Here is a 14,447-nt window from a genome sequence, read left to right as displayed (position 1 = left end):
ATGACGACCGGCAGTTCGAGCACGAGCAGACCGGCCGCCGCCGACGGCGGCACCATCCCCACGTTCAAGGGACAGGAACGCGCCCTGCGCGCCGACCGGCTCGGCACGACGGGCCTGTTGCTGTCCGTGCTGGCCGCGACCGCCCCCCTCATGGTGGTCGCTGGTGTCATGCCCACCACATTCGGGGTGATGGGCGTCGTCGGCCAGCCGCTGCTCTTCGTCCTCCTCGGTGTGGTGCTCGCGCTGTTCTCCTTCGGGTACGCGGAGATGAGCCGCCACGTCCACAACGCGGGCGCGTTCTACGCGTACATCTCCCGCGGGCTCGGCGGCACGGCGGGCGCGGCCGCGGCGGCGGTGGCCCTCGTCGCCTACAGCGCACTGCAGTTCGCCATCTACGGCATCTTCGGCTTCGAGGTCTCCGGGCTGTTCGCCACCTATCCGGACGTCCGGATGGCCTGGTGGATCCCGGCACTGGCCGCCGTCCTCGTCGTCGGCGCACTCGGCTGGCTCAAGATCGACGTCAACGCGCGCGTACTCGGTGTGCTGCTGCTGATCGAGGTCGCGCTCGTCATGATCTTCGACGTCGCGGCCGTGGCCCACCCGGCCGAGGAAGGCCTGTCCCTGCACGCCTTCAACCCCGACACGCTCACCGGGGCGGGCGTCGGCACCGCGCTCTGCTTCTGCGTCGCCGCCTTCCTCGGCTTCGAACAGGCGCCCGTCTACGCGGAGGAGACCAGCCGCCCGGCCGTCCTGGTGCCCCGGGTGATGTTCCTCGCGGTCGGTTTCGTCGCCGTCTTCTTCGCGCTCAGCTGCTGGGCGCTCACCGTGGCCGCCGGCCCCTCGCAGATCGTGCCGGCCGCGCAGAAGCAGAGCGCGGGCCTGCTGTTCCGGCTGACCGAATCCCTGCTCGGGCACACCTTCACGGACGTGCTGCACGTGCTGTTCGTCACCGGCATGTTCGCGGCGATGCTCAGCTTCCACAACGTGGTCGCCCGGTACGCGTTCGCCATGGGCCGCGAGGGACTCCTGCCCGCCGCCTTCGGACGCACGACCGGCACCAGCGGCGCGCCCGGCACCGGCTCCCTGCTGCAGAGCGCGGTGTCCGCGGTGATCGTGATTGCGTTCGCGGTGGCCGACGACAGGCCGAACGGCGACCCGACCGCACCCGTCCTGCACCTGTTCACCTGGTTCGGCAGCGTCGGAGCGCTGGGCGTCACCGTGCTGATGGTGGCCGCCTCCGCGTCCGTGATCGTCTTCTTCGCCCGCCGTGGCTCCGCCCGCGCCCAGGCCTGGCGGCTGGCCACCTCGGCGGTGGCCGGACTCGCCCTGCTGGTGATCGCGGGCTACACCGTCAAGGACTTCGACGTCCTGGTCGGCACGGGCCCGGACTCGGCACTGGGATGGCTGCTCCCCGCGATCATCGGCGTGGCCCTGGTGCTCGGCCTGGTCCAGGGTCTGCTGCTCCGCTCCCGCAGGCCCCGGGCTCACGCCCGCATCGGCCTGGGCAACGAGGCGTTCCGGCTGGAGAAGGCCGCGGAGTCGACCCCGTGACCCCGCCCACGACCCCGCGCACGGCGCTGATCCGTTCCCTGAGAACCCGGTGAGAAGTGGTTACGGAATCCTGACGGGCACCCGGCACCCCTGGCATCGAGGGGGTGCCGGGTGCTCGAATCGTCGTGTGAACCCTGAACCACCGGAAGAGCGGGACGCCCCGGAGCAGCCGGCGACCGGCACGCCGATCGGCCGCCGGGTCCTGCTGGGCACCCTGGGACTCGGCGCGCTCGGCGTGATCGCCGCGCCCACCGTCCAGCGGGGCCTGGAGTCCTTCCTGGGCGGTGTCGCCGGCAAGGACCCCACGGGTCTGACCGGACTGCTGCCCAACGGCGGCGGCTTCCGCTACTACTCGGTGACCGCCTCCGTCCCGCACCTCGGCGAGACGACCTACCGGCTCACCGTGAACGGCCTGGTCGACCATCCGAAGACCTACACCCTGGCCGACCTGCGCGCGATGCCTCAGACGCGGCTCGTGCACGACGTCCAGTGCGTCACGGGATGGCGGGTGCCGAGGACGCCGTTCGAGGGCGTACGGCTGTCCACCCTGCTGGACGCCGCGGGCGTCAGGTCCTCCGCCGGTGCCGTCCGCTTCACCTGCTTCGACGGGGCCTACACCGAGAGCCTCACCCTCGACCAGGCGCGCCGCGACGACGTCCTGGTCGCGCTGAGGATGCAGGACAAGCCGGTGACCCACGAGCACGGCGGCCCGGTCCGCCTCTACGTCGCCCCGATGTACTTCTACAAGTCCGCCAAGTGGCTCTCCGGCATCACCGTCACCCGGGCGGTGCGGCCCGGGTACTGGGAGGAGCGGGGCTACGACGTCGACGCCTGGGTCGGCCGGTCGAACGGACGTGACGATGCCCCCACGAGTTGACGACCGGCAGCCGCCCGTGGCCGCCCCGGCCCGGGTGCGCCGCTTCACGCGCGCGGAGCACTGGGTGCACCGTACGGCGGCCGTCCTGATGGGCGTGTGCGTGGTGACGGCGGCCTGCCTCTACATCCCCGCGTTCGCGGAACTGGTGGGACGCCGCGAACTGGTGGTGCGGGTCCACGAGGTGGCGGGCGTGCTCCTGCCGGTCCCGGTCCTCCTCGGCCTCGCCTCCCGGGCGTTCCGCGCGGACCTCGGCCACCTCAACCGCTGGGGGCCGCACGACCGGGTGTGGCTGCGCGCGGCCCTGCGGCGCGACCACCGCCGCGAGTCCCGGCCGGCGGGCAAGTTCAACGCGGGGCAGAAGACGTACGCGGCGTGGATCGCGGGCGCCACGCTGGTCATGCTCGGCACGGGACTGCTGATGTGGTTCACCCACCTCACCCCGCTGATGTGGCGCACCTCGGCGACGTTCGTCCACGACTGGCTGGCCCTGACGATCGGGGTGGTCCTGGCCGGTCACATCGGCAAGGCCCTCGGCGACCCGGAGTCCCGCCGGGGCCTGCGGACGGGCCTGGTCAGCCGCGACTGGGCGGAGCGGGAACACCCTCTGTGGCGCCCGTAGCCGCCACGGCCGCGACGAGGCGGGCGAGCCCGTCCTCACCGTGACCGTCGGCGACGGCCCGGTCGGCGGCCCGCTTGGCGGCCGCCGGCGCCCCGGTGTCCAGTCCGTGTGCCGAGGCGGCCTCGACCAGCCGGGAGAGCGTCGTCGCCGCCGACGCGACGGTGGAGCGCTCCCCCGGGAAGCGGCCGGTTCGAAGCTGGTCGGCCCACCGGGGGATCATCTCCGACAGCAGGCCGCTGATCCCGGCGGCGAACGGCGCGAGGTTCCCGGGTGCCACGCCCTCTGCGGAGGCGAGGGCTAAGGCGTGCGCGGCCCCGTGCACCGAGTCTCGCGCCGCACCGGTGCGAGCCCCCGCGCGCTGCGCTACTACGAGGAGCAGGGGCTGCTGTCCCCGGTGCGGCGGCCGAGCGGGTACCGCGAGTACGAGGAGCGGGACGTGACGACCGTGCGGCGCATCCGGGTCCTGCTGTCGGCCGGGCTCGGGACCTCCGTCATCGCCGAGATCGTGCCCTGCGTCGCGGACGAGAACGTCGTGCCGGCCGGCACGTGCCCGGAACTCCTCGAAGGACTGGCGAGGGAACGGGCGCGGATCACGGCGGCGATCGACGACCTGGCCGCGGCCCGCGGCATCCTCGACTCGCTGGTCGGGCGCCCTCTCTAGGCGGGCTGCGCGAAGTCCAGCAGTACCTTGCAGGAGCGGCTCCGGTCCGCCGCCAGCGCGAACGCCGACTCGGCCTCACGCACCGGGACCACCTCGCTGATCAGCGCGTCGAGCGTCGGTTCCGAGGCGAGCAGCGCCAGCGCGTCGTCGAACTCCGTGTCGAAGCGGAACGCGCCGCGCAGGTCGATCTCGCGGCTCACCAGCAGGTTGCCCGCGAAGGGGCTCCGTCCCGGGGGCAGCATGCCGAGCTGCACCACGACCCCGCCCCGGCGCACCAGCCGCAGGCAGGTGTCGAGCCCGGCGGCGACCCCCGAGGCCTCCACCGCCAGGTCCACCTCGGCGGCCCTGCCCGCACCGTCCGGGGCGTCCGCCCGTACGAGGGTGTCGGCGCCCGCCGCCGCGGCGAACTCCAGCGCCCGGGGCAGCAGGTCCGTGACCGTGACCCGCGCCGCGCCCGCCGCCTTCGCGGCCGCCACCACCAGGCAGCCGATCGGGCCCGCACCGGTCACCAGGATGTGCCGGCCGGCCACCTCCCCGGCCCGGCGCACCGCGTGCAGCGCCACCGAGAGCGGTTCGGCGAGCGCGGCCCGCCGCAGCTCCAGACCGGCAGGGAGCGGCCGCAACTGCTCGGCCGGGACGGCCAGGCGCGCCGCGAAGCCGCCCTGCACATGCGGGAAGCGCGCCGCACTGCCCAGGTAGCGGGTGTCCCGGCACACGTTGCGCCGCCCGCCCGCGCACTCCGGGCACGTCCCGCACGGAGTGGCCGGGTGGACGGCGACCGCCGTACCCACGGCAGGACCTGACGCCCCGGCACCGTAGCCGGCCACTGTCCCGGCCACCTCGTGACCGAGCACCATCGGCTCCCTGAGCCGGAAGTCCCCGACCCCGCCGTGCCGCCAGTAGTGCAGGTCCGAGCCGCACACCCCGCCGTAGCGGACGGCGACCAGCGCCTGCCCGGGCCCCGGCGCCGGGACCGGCAGGTCGGCGACGCGCAGGTCGCCCCGGCCGTGGATGACACACCCCAGCACCGCCGAACCCTCCTTCACAGCACGCTCGTCATGCCGCCGTCGACGTACAGCACCTGCCCGCCGACGAAGTCCGCAGCGGGGGAGGCGAGGAACAGCACCCCGCCCACCAGGTCCTCCGTACGCCCCCAGCGCCCGGCCGGAGTACGCCTGCGCACCCAGGCGCTGAACTCCTCGTCCTCCACGAGCGGCCGGGTCAGCTCCGTCTCCACGTAACCGGGGCCGAGCCCGTTGACCTGCACGCCGTGCGGACCCCAGTCCGCGCACATGCCCTTGGTGAGCATCTTCAGCGCGCCCTTGGCCGCCGCGTACGGGGCGATCCCGGGGCGGACCACCTCGCTCTGCAGCGAGCAGATGTTGATGATCTTCCCCTGGCCGCGCTCGGTCATGTGCCGCGCCGCCTCACGGCCTACCAGGAAGGCGCTGGTCAGATTGGTGTCCAGGATGCGGTGCCAGTCGGCGTCGGTGAACTCCAGGAGCGGAGCGCGCAGTTGCATACCCGCGTTGTTGACCAGGATGTCGAGCGGGCCCACCCGCTCCTCGGCATCCGCGATGCCGGCGGCGACCGAGGCGCCGTCGGTCACGTCGAACACGGCCGTGTGCACATCGCCCGGCAGTTCCGCCGCCGCCTTCGTGAGCCGGTCGGCGTCGCGCCCGTTGAGGACCACCGTGCAGCCGGCCTCGGCCAGCCCGCGGGCGAGCGCGAGCCCGATGCCCCGGCTGGAGCCGGTCACCAGCGCCGTACGGCCGCCGATGTCGAAGAGGGGGTGAGCCGTCATCGCCGTACCGCTCCTAGATGATGAGGGAGAGCAGGAGGACCAGTCCGCCGGCGACCACGGAGATGATGCACTCCATGACCGACCAGGTCTTCAGGTTCTGGCCGACGCCGAGTCCGAAGTACTCCTTCACCAGCCAGAAACCCGCGTCGTTGACATGGCTCAGGAAGAGCGATCCGGCGCCGATGGCCAGCACCAGCAGGGCGGTGTGGGTGGTCGACATGTCGGCCGCGAGCGGCGCGACCAGACCGGCGGCGGAGACGGTCGCCACGGTCGCGGAGCCGGTCGCGAGCCGGATCGCCACCGCGATCAGCCAGGCCAGCAGCAGCGCGGGGATCGACCAGTCCTTGGATATGTCGAGGACCATCCGGCCCACACCGCAGTCGATCAGCGTCTGCTTGAAGCCGCCGCCCGCGCCGACGATGAGCAGGATGCCCGCGATGGGGGCGAGGCCCTTCTCGACGAGCCGGGAGATCCGCTCCTTGCCGAACCCGGCCGGGCGGCCCAGCGTGAAGACGGCCACGATCACGGCCGCGAGCAGGGCGACCAGCGGCGAGCCGATCACATCGAAGACGCGCTGCACCATCTTGGCCGGGTCGTCGACGACGATGTCCACCAGGGCCTTGGACAGCATCAGCACGACCGGCAGCAGCACGGTGGCCAGCGTGGCGCCGAACCCGGGGCGCCGCTCCAGTTCCTCGGAGGCGCGCGGGGGGATCATGCGGTCGGGGACGGGGGCGTCCACCCAGCGGGCTGCGACCTTCGAGAACAGCGGACCCGCGATGATCACCGTCGGGACGGCGACCAGTACGCCGAGCGCCAGCGTCACACCCAGGTTCGCCTTGACCGCGTCGATCGCGACCAGCGGACCGGGGTGCGGCGGGACCAGACCGTGCATCACGGACAGACCCGCGAGCGCCGGGATACCGATCCGCATCAGGGAGTAGTTGCCCCGCTTGGCGACCATCAGCACGACCGGGATCAGCAGCACGATGCCGACCTCGAAGAACAGCGGCAGTCCGATCACCGAGGCGATCAGCACCATCGCCCACGGCATCGCACGGCCCTGCGCCTTGGCGAGGATCGTGTCGACGATCTGGTCCGCGCCGCCGGAGTCGGCGAGCAGCTTGCCGAGGATCGCGCCGAGCGCGATCAGGACGCCCACACCGGCCACGGTGGAGCCGAGCCCGGTGGTGAAACTGGTGATCGCCTTGTCGAGCGGCGCCCCGGCGAACGCGCCCAGCGCGAGCGAGCCGATGGTCAGGGCCAGGAAGGCGTGGAGCTTGAACTTGGTGATGAGCAGCACGATGACGGCGATGCCCGCCGCCGCCGCGATGCCCAGTTGAGTGTGGCCCGCCGACGTGATCGGCTCGACGGGGGCCGCTGCCAGCATCTCGACGCTGAGTCTGGTCACGGGTGTTCCCTAGGGGTGAGGAGAGGAACTCTCGGTTTCGGGAGAGGAAGCCCTCGGCCGGCCGTCGCCCCTGGGGAGAGGGCGTGCCGGGGCCGAGGCCCTTGGGGGGAAGGACCTCGCGCCGAGGGCGGGGGAGTTACTGCGATGACCGGGCGGAGGACCGGTCGAGGTCGCGCAGGGCGTCGACGGCGCGTGCGGCGATCTCCTCGGGGTTGCCCGAGACGTTCACCGCGACACCCCGCTCGTCGGCCTCCAGCGGCTGGAGCGTGGCGAACTGGGAGTCCAGCAGCGCCGTGGGCATGAAGTGCCCCTGGCGGTGCGCCATCCGTTCCTCGATCAGCCCCCGGTCGCCCGTCAGATGCACGAAGACGACACCGGGAGCCGCGGCCCGCAGCCGGTCGCGGTACGCCCGCTTCAACGCCGAGCTGCTGACCACCCCGCCGAGCCCCGCCCGCTCGTGCGCCCAGGCGCCGATGGCGTCCAGCCAGGGCCACCGGTCCTCGTCGTCGAGCGGGATCCCGGCCGACATCTTGGCGATGTTGGCCGGGGGGTGGAAGTCGTCGCCCTCGGCGTACGGAACGCCGAGCCGGGCGGCGAGCAGGGGACCGACGGTGGTCTTGCCCGTGCCCGCGACGCCCATCACCACGACGACGTGGGGGGTGCGCAGATGCTGCATCGTGCTCTCGCTGTCTTCGACGACATCTCGTGTCGACGTCACTGAAGCCGATTAGGTACGACGAATTCAAGCCCCTGTGACATATAAGTCTGACTTTTTCTTCCCGTGACCTTCCTCGTACGCTGAGTGCATGAGCACACCGGGCCGGGGGCTGCACGGCCATGTACTGGACACCCTCGGCCCCGCGATCACCGCGGGCGAGTACCCGCCGGGCAGTGTCCTGCGCACCGACGAACTCGCCCAGCACTTCGAGGTGTCCCGGTCCGTGATGCGCGAGGCGGTGCGCGTCCTCGAGTCCATGCACCTGGTGGAGTCGCGCCGCCGGGTCGGCGTGACGGTCCTGCCCGCCTCGGAGTGGAACGTCTACGACCCCCAGGTCATCCGGTGGCGGCTGGCCGGCGCCGACCGCCCCCGGCAGCTGCGCTCACTGACCGTGCTGCGCTCGGCCGTCGAACCGGTCGCGGCGGGCCTGGCCGCCCGCCACGCCACCGCCGAGCAGTGCGCCGAACTCACCGAGTGCGCCCTCGGGATGGTGGCCAACTCACGCGGCCACCGGCTGGAGGCCTACCTGGTCCACGACGTGGCCTTCCACCGGGTGATCCTCCGCGCGTCGGGCAACGAGATGTTCGCCCGCCTCGGCGACGTCGTCGCCGAAGTCCTCTCGGGCCGCACCCACCACGACGTCATGTTCGAGGACCCCGACCCCGCCGCGGTCACCCTGCACGTCCAGGTCGCGGAGGCGGTCCGGGAGGGCGACGCGGCCCGCGCCGAGCAGCTCACCCGCGAGATCACCGTGGGAGCGCTGCACGAACTGGACATCCTGGCGCCGTGACGGCCCCGGAGAGCCGTCAGTCGAGAACGTCCCCGTCGACGTACACCCACGCCCCGTCCACCCGCTCGAACCGGCTGCGCTCGTGCAGCGAGCCACCCCGGTAGGAGGCGCGGAACGTCACGGTCCCCGTGGAGTGGAACGCGGATCCGTCCGTCGTCCCCAGCACCTCCAGCCCCGTCCAGCGCATCCGCGGATCGAGGTCCAGCCGCGCCGGCCGGGTACGCGGATGCCAGGTGCGCAGCAGATACCCCGCGTCCCCCTGGACGAAGGCGCTGTACCGGGACCGCATGAGCGCCTCGGCCGTCGGCGCGGCGGCGGCCGAGGCATGGAAGCGGCCGCAGCAGTTCTGGTAGGCCTCGGGCAGCCCGCACGGGCAGGAACGCGTGCTCATGACCGCCATTGTGCCCGGCCCGGCGACGCGCCCCGCGGGCACCTGTGCGCCGGGCGCCCATCGGAGTCACAGTGGAAGAGGGCCGCAATCCCCTTCAGTCCTCTTGCCTCGCACCCGCGTGAGGAGGGACGGACGATGACCCGGACCACCGACAGCCGGCCTGCGTCCGCCAAGGAGTGGACGCTGCACCTGTACCTGTCCGAACACGACCCGGCGACCACGGCCCGGGCCGTCCTGGACACCGGTGAGAACGTGCTCGTCAGCGACGCGGAGGCCCACCGCAACCCGTACGACGCGGCGGTGCCCGAGATCGGTGACGAACTCGCCGCCGGACGGGCTCTGATCGCCCTGGGCCGGCGGCTGGTCCGCGCCGCCGCCGGTGACATCACGGCGGCAGGGGCGCCCGAGGAGTCCCCGCCCGCACCGCTCTGGTCCTCCCGGGAGTGAGGAGGCTGCATCGTGGTCTTCACCGATCGTCTCGAAGCCGGACGGCAGTTGGGCGCGCGCCTGAAGCACCTCAGGGGCCGGGACCTCGTGGTGCTGGGGCTGCCCAGGGGAGGGGTGCCGGTCGCCGCCGAGGTCGCCGAAGTGCTCGGGGCACCGCTGGACGTGTGTCTGGTCCGCAAGCTGGGTGTGCCCTTCCAGCCGGAGCTGGGGATGGGAGCGATCGGCGAGGACGGCGTGCGCGTGATCAACGACGCGGTGGTCCGGGAGGCCCGCGTCACCCCGGAGGAACTGGCGCAGGTCGAGGAGCGCGAGCGCGAGGTACTGGAACTCGGAGCCCGGCGCTACCGGGGCGGGCGCTCACCGGTCCCCGTCGGGGGACGGACCGTGGTGGTCGTCGACGACGGGGTCGCCACCGGGTCCACCGCACGCGCCGCCTGCCGGATCGCCCGGGCCCGGGGAGCGGCACGGATCGTGCTGGCGGTGCCCGTCGCGCCGAGCGACTGGACGGAGCGGCTCGCCGACGAGGCCGACGAACTGGTCTGCCTGGACACCCCGCAGGTCTTCTTCGCGGTCGGCCAGTTCTACGCCGACTTCGCCCAGGTCGAGGACGCCGAGGTGGCCGCCTGCCTGCAACGGACCGCGGGACACATGGGGACCGTGGACCGCGAGGTGGAGGTGGCCGCCGGCGCCGTACGCCTGGGCGGCCGGCTGACCGTGCCCGAGGACCCGACCGGCATCGTCGTCTTCGCCCACGGCAGCGGCAGCAGCCGGCGCAGCCCGCGCAACCGGTTCGTGGCCGAGGGACTGAACCGGGCCGGGCTCGGCACGCTGCTGTTCGACCTGCTCACCGAGGAGGAGGAACGCGACCGGGCCAACGTGTTCGACACCGGGCTGCTGGCCCGGCGGCTCTCCGACACCACCGGCTGGCTGCGCACCCGGCCCGAGACGAAGGGGCTCGCCATGGGCTACTTCGGCGCCAGCACCGGCGCCGCCGCCGCGCTGTGGGCGGCCGCCGAACCGGGGGCGCACATCGCCGCGGTCGTCTCCCGCGGCGGCAGGCCCGACCTCGCCGGACCGCGCCTGCCCGAGGTCACGGCACCCACGCTGCTCGTCGTCGGCGGCGCCGACCCGCTCGTCCTCGACCTCAACCGGCAGGCCCAGGCACGGCTGCGCTGCGAGAACCACCTCGCGGTCGTCCCCGGCGCCACCCACCTGTTCGAGGAACCGGGCGCCCTGGAGGCGGTCACCGACCTGGCCCGCGACTGGTTCACCGACCACATGGCCCCCGCGCACGTGTGACCGGAACCCGCGCACGACCGGGCCCCTTCGCGCGGCGCCCGCGACCGCCTTAGCGTGGAACAGTGCACACGGGCGCGGTCACCCTGTTCCTGTGCGGGGACGTCATGCTCGGCCGGGGCGTCGACCAGATCCTCCCGCATCCCGGCGACCCGGCGCTGCGCGAGACCTACATCCACGACGCCCGGGCCTACGTCGGGCTGGCCGAGGCCGCCAACGGGCCCATTCCCCAGCCGGTCGACTACTCCTGGCCCTGGGGCGAGGCGCTGGCGGTGCTGCAGGACGCCGCTCCCGACGTGCGGCTGGTCAACCTGGAGACCGCCGTCACCGGCGACGGGGAGTTCGCGCCCGGCAAGGGCGTCCACTACCGGATGAGCCCCGCCAACCTGCCGTGCCTGGCTGCGCTGCGCCCGGACGTCTGCGCCCTCGCCAACAACCATGTCCTCGACTTCGGCCGGCGCGGCCTCGAGGAGACCCTCGACTCCCTGGCGGCGGCCGGGCTGCGCACGGCCGGGGCGGGGCCGGACACGACCACGGCCGGGCGGCCCGCGATCGTCCCCCTCGACGGAGGCGGACGCGTCCTGGTGTTCTCCTTCGGCATGCCCTCCAGCGGCATCCCTGAGGACTGGGCCGCCACCGAAGAGCGGTCCGGCGTCGACTTCGTCCCGGGCCCCACGGTCGCCGCGGCGGCCGGGTTCGCCGCCCGGCTCCGGCAGCTCAGGCACCCCGGAGACATCGCCGTCGCCTCCGTCCACTGGGGCCCCAACTGGGGCTACGAGGTCTCCCGCGCCGAGATCTGCTTCGCCCACGCCCTCGTCGACGCGGGCGTGGACATCGTCCACGGGCACTCCTCACACCACCCGCGCCCGCTGGAGACCTATCGGGGCAGACTGGTCCTGTACGGCTGCGGGGACCTCGTCGACGACTACGAGGGCATCGGAGGCTACGAGCGCTACCGCGACGACCTGCGCCTGCTGTACCTCGTGACGGTCGACCCGGACACCGGCGAGACGACCGGCGCCCGCATCGTCACCCTCCAGGCGCGCAGAATGCGGCTGGAGCACGCCTCGGACGAGGACACCGCCTGGCTGCGCACCGTCCTCGACAGGCTCAGCCGGGAGTTCGGCACCCGGGTCGGCCGCGAACCCGACGGCACGCTGACACTCCGCTCCCTGCGCTGACCTGGTGCCTGGCAGGCAACGTGCGCCCGTCAGGGAGCGGTGTCCGGTGCGGGCCGGGCGTCGCGACGGGGCGAGGGCCGCCCAGGGGCACTAGAGTTCCTCGTCGTCCTCCGGTACGACGTGCACCGCGGCCTCCTCGGCCGTGCGGGCGCCGCTGTCGAAGCCGACATCGCGCGCGACGGCCTCCGCGTCGGTGTCCTCGTGCGCGCCCTCGTCCGGCGCGACCAGCCGCCCGGCGTCCGGGCCGCCGACCTCGTCGTCCCTCGGTTCGCCCGCACCGCCGGGCAGGTCGCCGATCCCGTCGCCCACCACGGCCGTGTCCTCGGGCACCTCCCGGGCCAGCCGCTCGTCCAGCGACTCGCCGTCGCGCTGCTCGGCGGCGGTGGTGCCCACGTCGTTCACCGCGAGGGGCTTCTCCGGCGGCGAGTAGCCCTCCTCCATGGGCTCCACAACCCTGTTCTCCAGGCTGTCCGGGGACTCCAGCGGGCTCATGTCCTCCACGACGTCCTCGTCCTGCTGGGGCTGGTAGACCTCGTCACCCATGCTGCTCTCAGTCACTGCGGCACCCCCTCACGTATCACGTCCCACGAGTAGCGGGGACATCTGTCGGGTCTCCGGTCCGCCGTACGGCAAACGCGCTTCCGCCTCACCCCGACCCCTCCTTGGCCAGGAACCGGCGCAGCCGCCGCAGCGGCCAGGTGTTGATGACGTCGTCCGCGGTGAGCCAGCCGCGCTGCGCGGTACCGACGCCGTAGCGCAGGTGGGCGAGGTGCAGCACGGAGTGCGCGTCGGTGTTCACGGCGAACCTCACGCCGTGCTGCCGGGCCCGCAGGATGTCCTCGTCGCACAGGTCGAGCCGGTCCGGCTGCGCGTTGATCTCCAGCGCGGTGCCGGTGCGGGCGCAGGCCGCGAAGACCTCGTCCCAGTCGGCGTCCACCCCCGGCCGCCTGCCGATCAGGCGGGTGGTCGGATGGCCGATGATGTTGACGTGCGGGTTCTCACAGGCCCGCACCAGCCGCCGCGTCATCGCCTCGCGGTCCAGGTCGAAGTGGGAGTGCAGCGAGGCCACGCACAGGTCGAAGCCCGTCAGGAACGCGTCGGGCCAGTCCACGTCCCCCTCGGCGCTGATGTTGAGCTCGGTGCCGTGCAGCAGTCGCATCCCGTGGTGCGCGCCGTCCAGCGCCCGCAGCTCCTCCCGCTGGGCGAGGATCTTCTCGTCCGTCATGCGCTGCATGTACAGGTTCGGCGCGTGGTCGGTGACCGCGTAGTACGCGTAGCCGCGCTCGGCAGCCGCCTCCACCATCGCCTCCAGGGAGGCCAGCCCGTCGGTGAGGTTCGTGTGCGTGTGCAGATCGCCGCGCACGTCCCGCTCCGTCACCACCTCCGGCAGCTCCCCGCGCAGGGCCGCCTGGATCTCCCCACGGTCCTCGCGCAGCGTCGGCGGAATCCACGGCAGACCCAGCCGCGCGTAGACCTCCTCCTCGCTCCGGGAGGCGACCGACTCCCCGCTGGCCGTGTCGAACAGGCCGTACTCGGACAGCTTCAGACCCTGGCGCACCGCGATGGTGCGGGTCCGGATGTTGTGCGCCTTGGAGCCGGTGAAGTACTGCAGCCCGGCGCCCCACGAGTCCGGCGGCAGCACCCGCAGGTCCACCTGGACGCCCTTGGTGGTGCGGATCGACGTCTTCTTCTCGCCGTGCGCGATCACCTCGGCGGTGGAGGGCAGCGCCTCCAGGGCCTCCATGAAGGGAGCCGACCGCTTCGCCGCGACCAGGACGTCGATGTCGCCGATGGTCTCCTTCATCCGCCGCAGCGACCCCGCGTAGGCGCAGCGCCTGCAGCCGGTGACCTGGGACAGCTCGGCGACGATCTCCTCCGCCGTGTCCAGCGCCAGATGGATCGGAATACGGCCGCCGGCCTGCTGCATCAGCCGGATCCCGTGCAGGATGTTCTCCTGCGTCTTCTCGCCGAACCCCTTCAGATCGGCCAGCGCGTCCGCCTCGATCGCGGCCGCCAGCTCGGTCACCGACGAGATGTGCAGGTCCTCGTAGAGCCGCAGGGCCTTCTTCGGACCCAGCGTCGGGATCGTGATCAGCTCCCGCACCCCGGCGGGGATCTTCGCCCGGCGCTCCTCGACCACCGCGACCGTGCCGGTGCGCAGGTACTCGATCACCTTCTCGGCGATCGACCGGCCCACGTTCGGGATGTCCCGCAGCCCGTCGGCGTCCAGATGGGAGATGTCGGCCGGATGGCCGCCGATCGCACGCGCGGCCTTCTCGTAGGCGCGCGCCTTGAAGGCGTCGCCTCCCGTGATCGCGACGAGGTCCGCGTACTCCTGCAGGAGCGCCTCGACCTCTTCGTTGGCCCGGGCCACACCTCGAGTCTAGGAACCGCCCAGGAGGCGGGCCACGCGAAAGGGTGCCGACCGGAACCGGTCGGCACCCTTCGAGGTGAGTGTCCGAGGGGGGACTTGAACCCCCACGCCCGATAAAGGGCACTAGCACCTCAAGCTAGCGCGTCTGCCATTCCGCCACCCGGACAAGGTGTCTGTCGTGCGGGCTTCCCCCGCGGCGACGAAGGAAACATTACCAGGCTTTGGGCGGCGTTCGATCACCCCCTTTCCCGCGTGAACGGCATGTGACGGGCCGTACACCACCTTGGGGCGCGGCAGGGGTCGGAGGGAGGATGAGGAGCACCACCA

16 protein-coding genes and 1 tRNA gene are annotated in these 14,447 nt (G+C 72.7%); 8 read left to right on the top strand and 9 right to left on the bottom strand.

Annotated features, from left to right (window positions below):
* The 3 genes from AC5WS8_RS12630 to AC5WS8_RS12620 all read left to right on the top strand — a co-directional run bounded on the left by AC5WS8_RS12630 (position 1) and on the right by AC5WS8_RS12620 (position 3,047).
* The gene (locus AC5WS8_RS12630) at positions 1 to 1,551 is read left to right on the top strand and encodes an APC family permease (protein WP_496103424.1); all 1,551 of its coding nucleotides are present in this window, start codon (positions 1 to 3) and stop codon (positions 1,549 to 1,551) included.
* A gap of 127 nt (positions 1,552 to 1,678) precedes the next feature.
* Positions 1,679 to 2,428: a molybdopterin-dependent oxidoreductase gene (locus tag AC5WS8_RS12625; protein ID WP_496103423.1), complete on the top strand. Its 750-nt coding sequence runs from the start codon at positions 1,679 to 1,681 to the stop codon at positions 2,426 to 2,428.
* On the top strand, positions 2,412 to 3,047 hold the full coding sequence (locus tag AC5WS8_RS12620; protein ID WP_496103422.1) for a cytochrome b/b6 domain-containing protein: 636 nt from the start codon (positions 2,412 to 2,414) through the stop codon (positions 3,045 to 3,047). Before AC5WS8_RS12625 ends, AC5WS8_RS12620 begins: the two co-directional genes overlap by 17 nt.
* Here AC5WS8_RS12620 and AC5WS8_RS12615 read toward each other — a convergent pair.
* On the bottom strand, positions 3,001 to 3,324 hold the full coding sequence (locus AC5WS8_RS12615; RefSeq protein WP_496103421.1) for an imine reductase family protein: 324 nt from the start codon (positions 3,322 to 3,324) through the stop codon (positions 3,001 to 3,003). The two genes, AC5WS8_RS12620 and AC5WS8_RS12615, sit on opposite strands and share 47 nt — an antisense overlap.
* A gap of 39 nt (positions 3,325 to 3,363) precedes the next feature.
* Here AC5WS8_RS12615 and AC5WS8_RS12610 point away from each other — a divergent pair, with 39 nt between their 5' ends.
* On the top strand, positions 3,364 to 3,708 hold the full coding sequence (locus AC5WS8_RS12610; RefSeq protein WP_496103420.1) for a MerR family transcriptional regulator: 345 nt from the start codon (positions 3,364 to 3,366) through the stop codon (positions 3,706 to 3,708).
* Here the strand turns inward: AC5WS8_RS12610 and AC5WS8_RS12605 are convergent.
* The 4 genes from AC5WS8_RS12605 to AC5WS8_RS12590 form a co-directional block, all read right to left on the bottom strand.
* Positions 3,705 to 4,736 (bottom strand): L-idonate 5-dehydrogenase, encoded by a 1,032-nt coding sequence (locus AC5WS8_RS12605; RefSeq protein WP_496103419.1) that lies wholly within the window; start codon positions 4,734 to 4,736, stop codon positions 3,705 to 3,707. The genes AC5WS8_RS12610 and AC5WS8_RS12605 overlap by 4 nt on opposite strands.
* Positions 4,737 to 4,750: 14 nt before the next feature.
* Positions 4,751 to 5,512, bottom strand: a complete 762-nt coding sequence (locus AC5WS8_RS12600) for an SDR family oxidoreductase (RefSeq protein WP_496103418.1) — start codon at positions 5,510 to 5,512, stop codon at positions 4,751 to 4,753.
* A 13-nt stretch (positions 5,513 to 5,525) separates the two neighbouring features.
* On the bottom strand, positions 5,526 to 6,923 hold the full coding sequence (locus AC5WS8_RS12595; RefSeq protein ID WP_496103417.1) for a GntP family permease: 1,398 nt from the start codon (positions 6,921 to 6,923) through the stop codon (positions 5,526 to 5,528).
* Positions 6,924 to 7,059: 136 nt separating this feature from the next.
* A complete protein-coding gene (locus AC5WS8_RS12590) occupies positions 7,060 to 7,599 on the bottom strand; it encodes a gluconokinase (protein ID WP_496103534.1) in 540 nt (179 codons plus the stop codon).
* A gap of 130 nt (positions 7,600 to 7,729) precedes the next feature.
* On the opposite strand from AC5WS8_RS12590, the gene AC5WS8_RS12585 reads away from it, so the two are divergent.
* On the top strand, positions 7,730 to 8,431 hold the full coding sequence (locus AC5WS8_RS12585; protein WP_496103416.1) for a FadR/GntR family transcriptional regulator: 702 nt from the start codon (positions 7,730 to 7,732) through the stop codon (positions 8,429 to 8,431).
* A 16-nt stretch (positions 8,432 to 8,447) separates the two neighbouring features.
* Here AC5WS8_RS12585 and AC5WS8_RS12580 read toward each other — a convergent pair whose 3' ends face one another.
* Positions 8,448 to 8,822 (bottom strand): YchJ family protein, encoded by a 375-nt coding sequence (locus AC5WS8_RS12580; protein ID WP_496103415.1) that lies wholly within the window; start codon positions 8,820 to 8,822, stop codon positions 8,448 to 8,450.
* Between the two features lie 135 nt (positions 8,823 to 8,957).
* Between AC5WS8_RS12580 and AC5WS8_RS12575 the strand changes: the two genes are divergently transcribed.
* The 3 genes from AC5WS8_RS12575 (at position 8,958) to AC5WS8_RS12565 (ending at position 11,746) form a co-directional block, all read left to right on the top strand.
* Entirely contained in the window at positions 8,958 to 9,269 is a 312-nt protein-coding gene (locus tag AC5WS8_RS12575; RefSeq protein ID WP_496103414.1) for a dsRBD fold-containing protein, read from the top strand.
* A 12-nt stretch (positions 9,270 to 9,281) separates the two neighbouring features.
* Positions 9,282 to 10,568: a phosphoribosyltransferase family protein gene (locus AC5WS8_RS12570; RefSeq protein ID WP_496103413.1), complete on the top strand. Its 1,287-nt coding sequence runs from the start codon at positions 9,282 to 9,284 to the stop codon at positions 10,566 to 10,568.
* A gap of 62 nt (positions 10,569 to 10,630) precedes the next feature.
* Positions 10,631 to 11,746: a CapA family protein gene (locus tag AC5WS8_RS12565; protein ID WP_496103412.1), complete on the top strand. Its 1,116-nt coding sequence runs from the start codon at positions 10,631 to 10,633 to the stop codon at positions 11,744 to 11,746.
* Positions 11,747 to 11,836: 90 nt separating this feature from the next.
* On the opposite strand, the gene AC5WS8_RS12560 is transcribed toward AC5WS8_RS12565, so the two are convergent.
* The 3 genes from AC5WS8_RS12560 to AC5WS8_RS12550 all read right to left on the bottom strand — a co-directional run bounded on the left by AC5WS8_RS12560 (position 11,837) and on the right by AC5WS8_RS12550 (position 14,286).
* Positions 11,837 to 12,304 carry a DUF5709 domain-containing protein gene (locus AC5WS8_RS12560; RefSeq protein ID WP_496103411.1) on the bottom strand — a complete coding sequence of 156 codons (468 nt, stop codon included), beginning with the start codon at positions 12,302 to 12,304 and terminating at the stop codon, positions 11,837 to 11,839.
* A gap of 88 nt (positions 12,305 to 12,392) precedes the next feature.
* Complete coding sequence (polX, locus tag AC5WS8_RS12555) at positions 12,393 to 14,120, bottom strand: DNA polymerase/3'-5' exonuclease PolX (protein ID WP_496103410.1); 1,728 nt, start codon at positions 14,118 to 14,120, stop codon at positions 12,393 to 12,395.
* An 81-nt stretch (positions 14,121 to 14,201) separates the two neighbouring features.
* Positions 14,202 to 14,286: transfer RNA gene (locus AC5WS8_RS12550), tRNA-Leu, on the bottom strand.
* Positions 14,287 to 14,447 lie beyond the last annotated feature (161 nt).

It is taken from the genome of Streptomyces sp. PTL18, assembly GCF_059510295.1.
The sequence above is the reverse complement of the archived record's forward strand: the minus strand, read 5'-3'. Positions and strand labels throughout refer to the sequence as shown.

Coding starts and splice junctions, on each gene's coding strand:
- AC5WS8_RS12585 (WP_496103416.1), top strand. CDS start 7,730: ATGAGCACACCGGGCCGGGGGCTGCACGGCCATGTACTGGACACCCTC.
- AC5WS8_RS12575 (WP_496103414.1), top strand. CDS start 8,958: ATGACCCGGACCACCGACAGCCGGCCTGCGTCCGCCAAGGAGTGGACG.
- AC5WS8_RS12580 (WP_496103415.1), bottom strand. CDS start 8,822: ATGAGCACGCGTTCCTGCCCGTGCGGGCTGCCCGAGGCCTACCAGAAC.
- AC5WS8_RS12630 (WP_496103424.1), top strand. CDS start 1: ATGACGACCGGCAGTTCGAGCACGAGCAGACCGGCCGCCGCCGACGGC.
- AC5WS8_RS12620 (WP_496103422.1), top strand. CDS start 2,412: ATGCCCCCACGAGTTGACGACCGGCAGCCGCCCGTGGCCGCCCCGGCC.
- AC5WS8_RS12600 (WP_496103418.1), bottom strand. CDS start 5,512: ATGACGGCTCACCCCCTCTTCGACATCGGCGGCCGTACGGCGCTGGTG.
- AC5WS8_RS12590 (WP_496103534.1), bottom strand. CDS start 7,599: ATGCAGCATCTGCGCACCCCCCACGTCGTCGTGGTGATGGGCGTCGCG.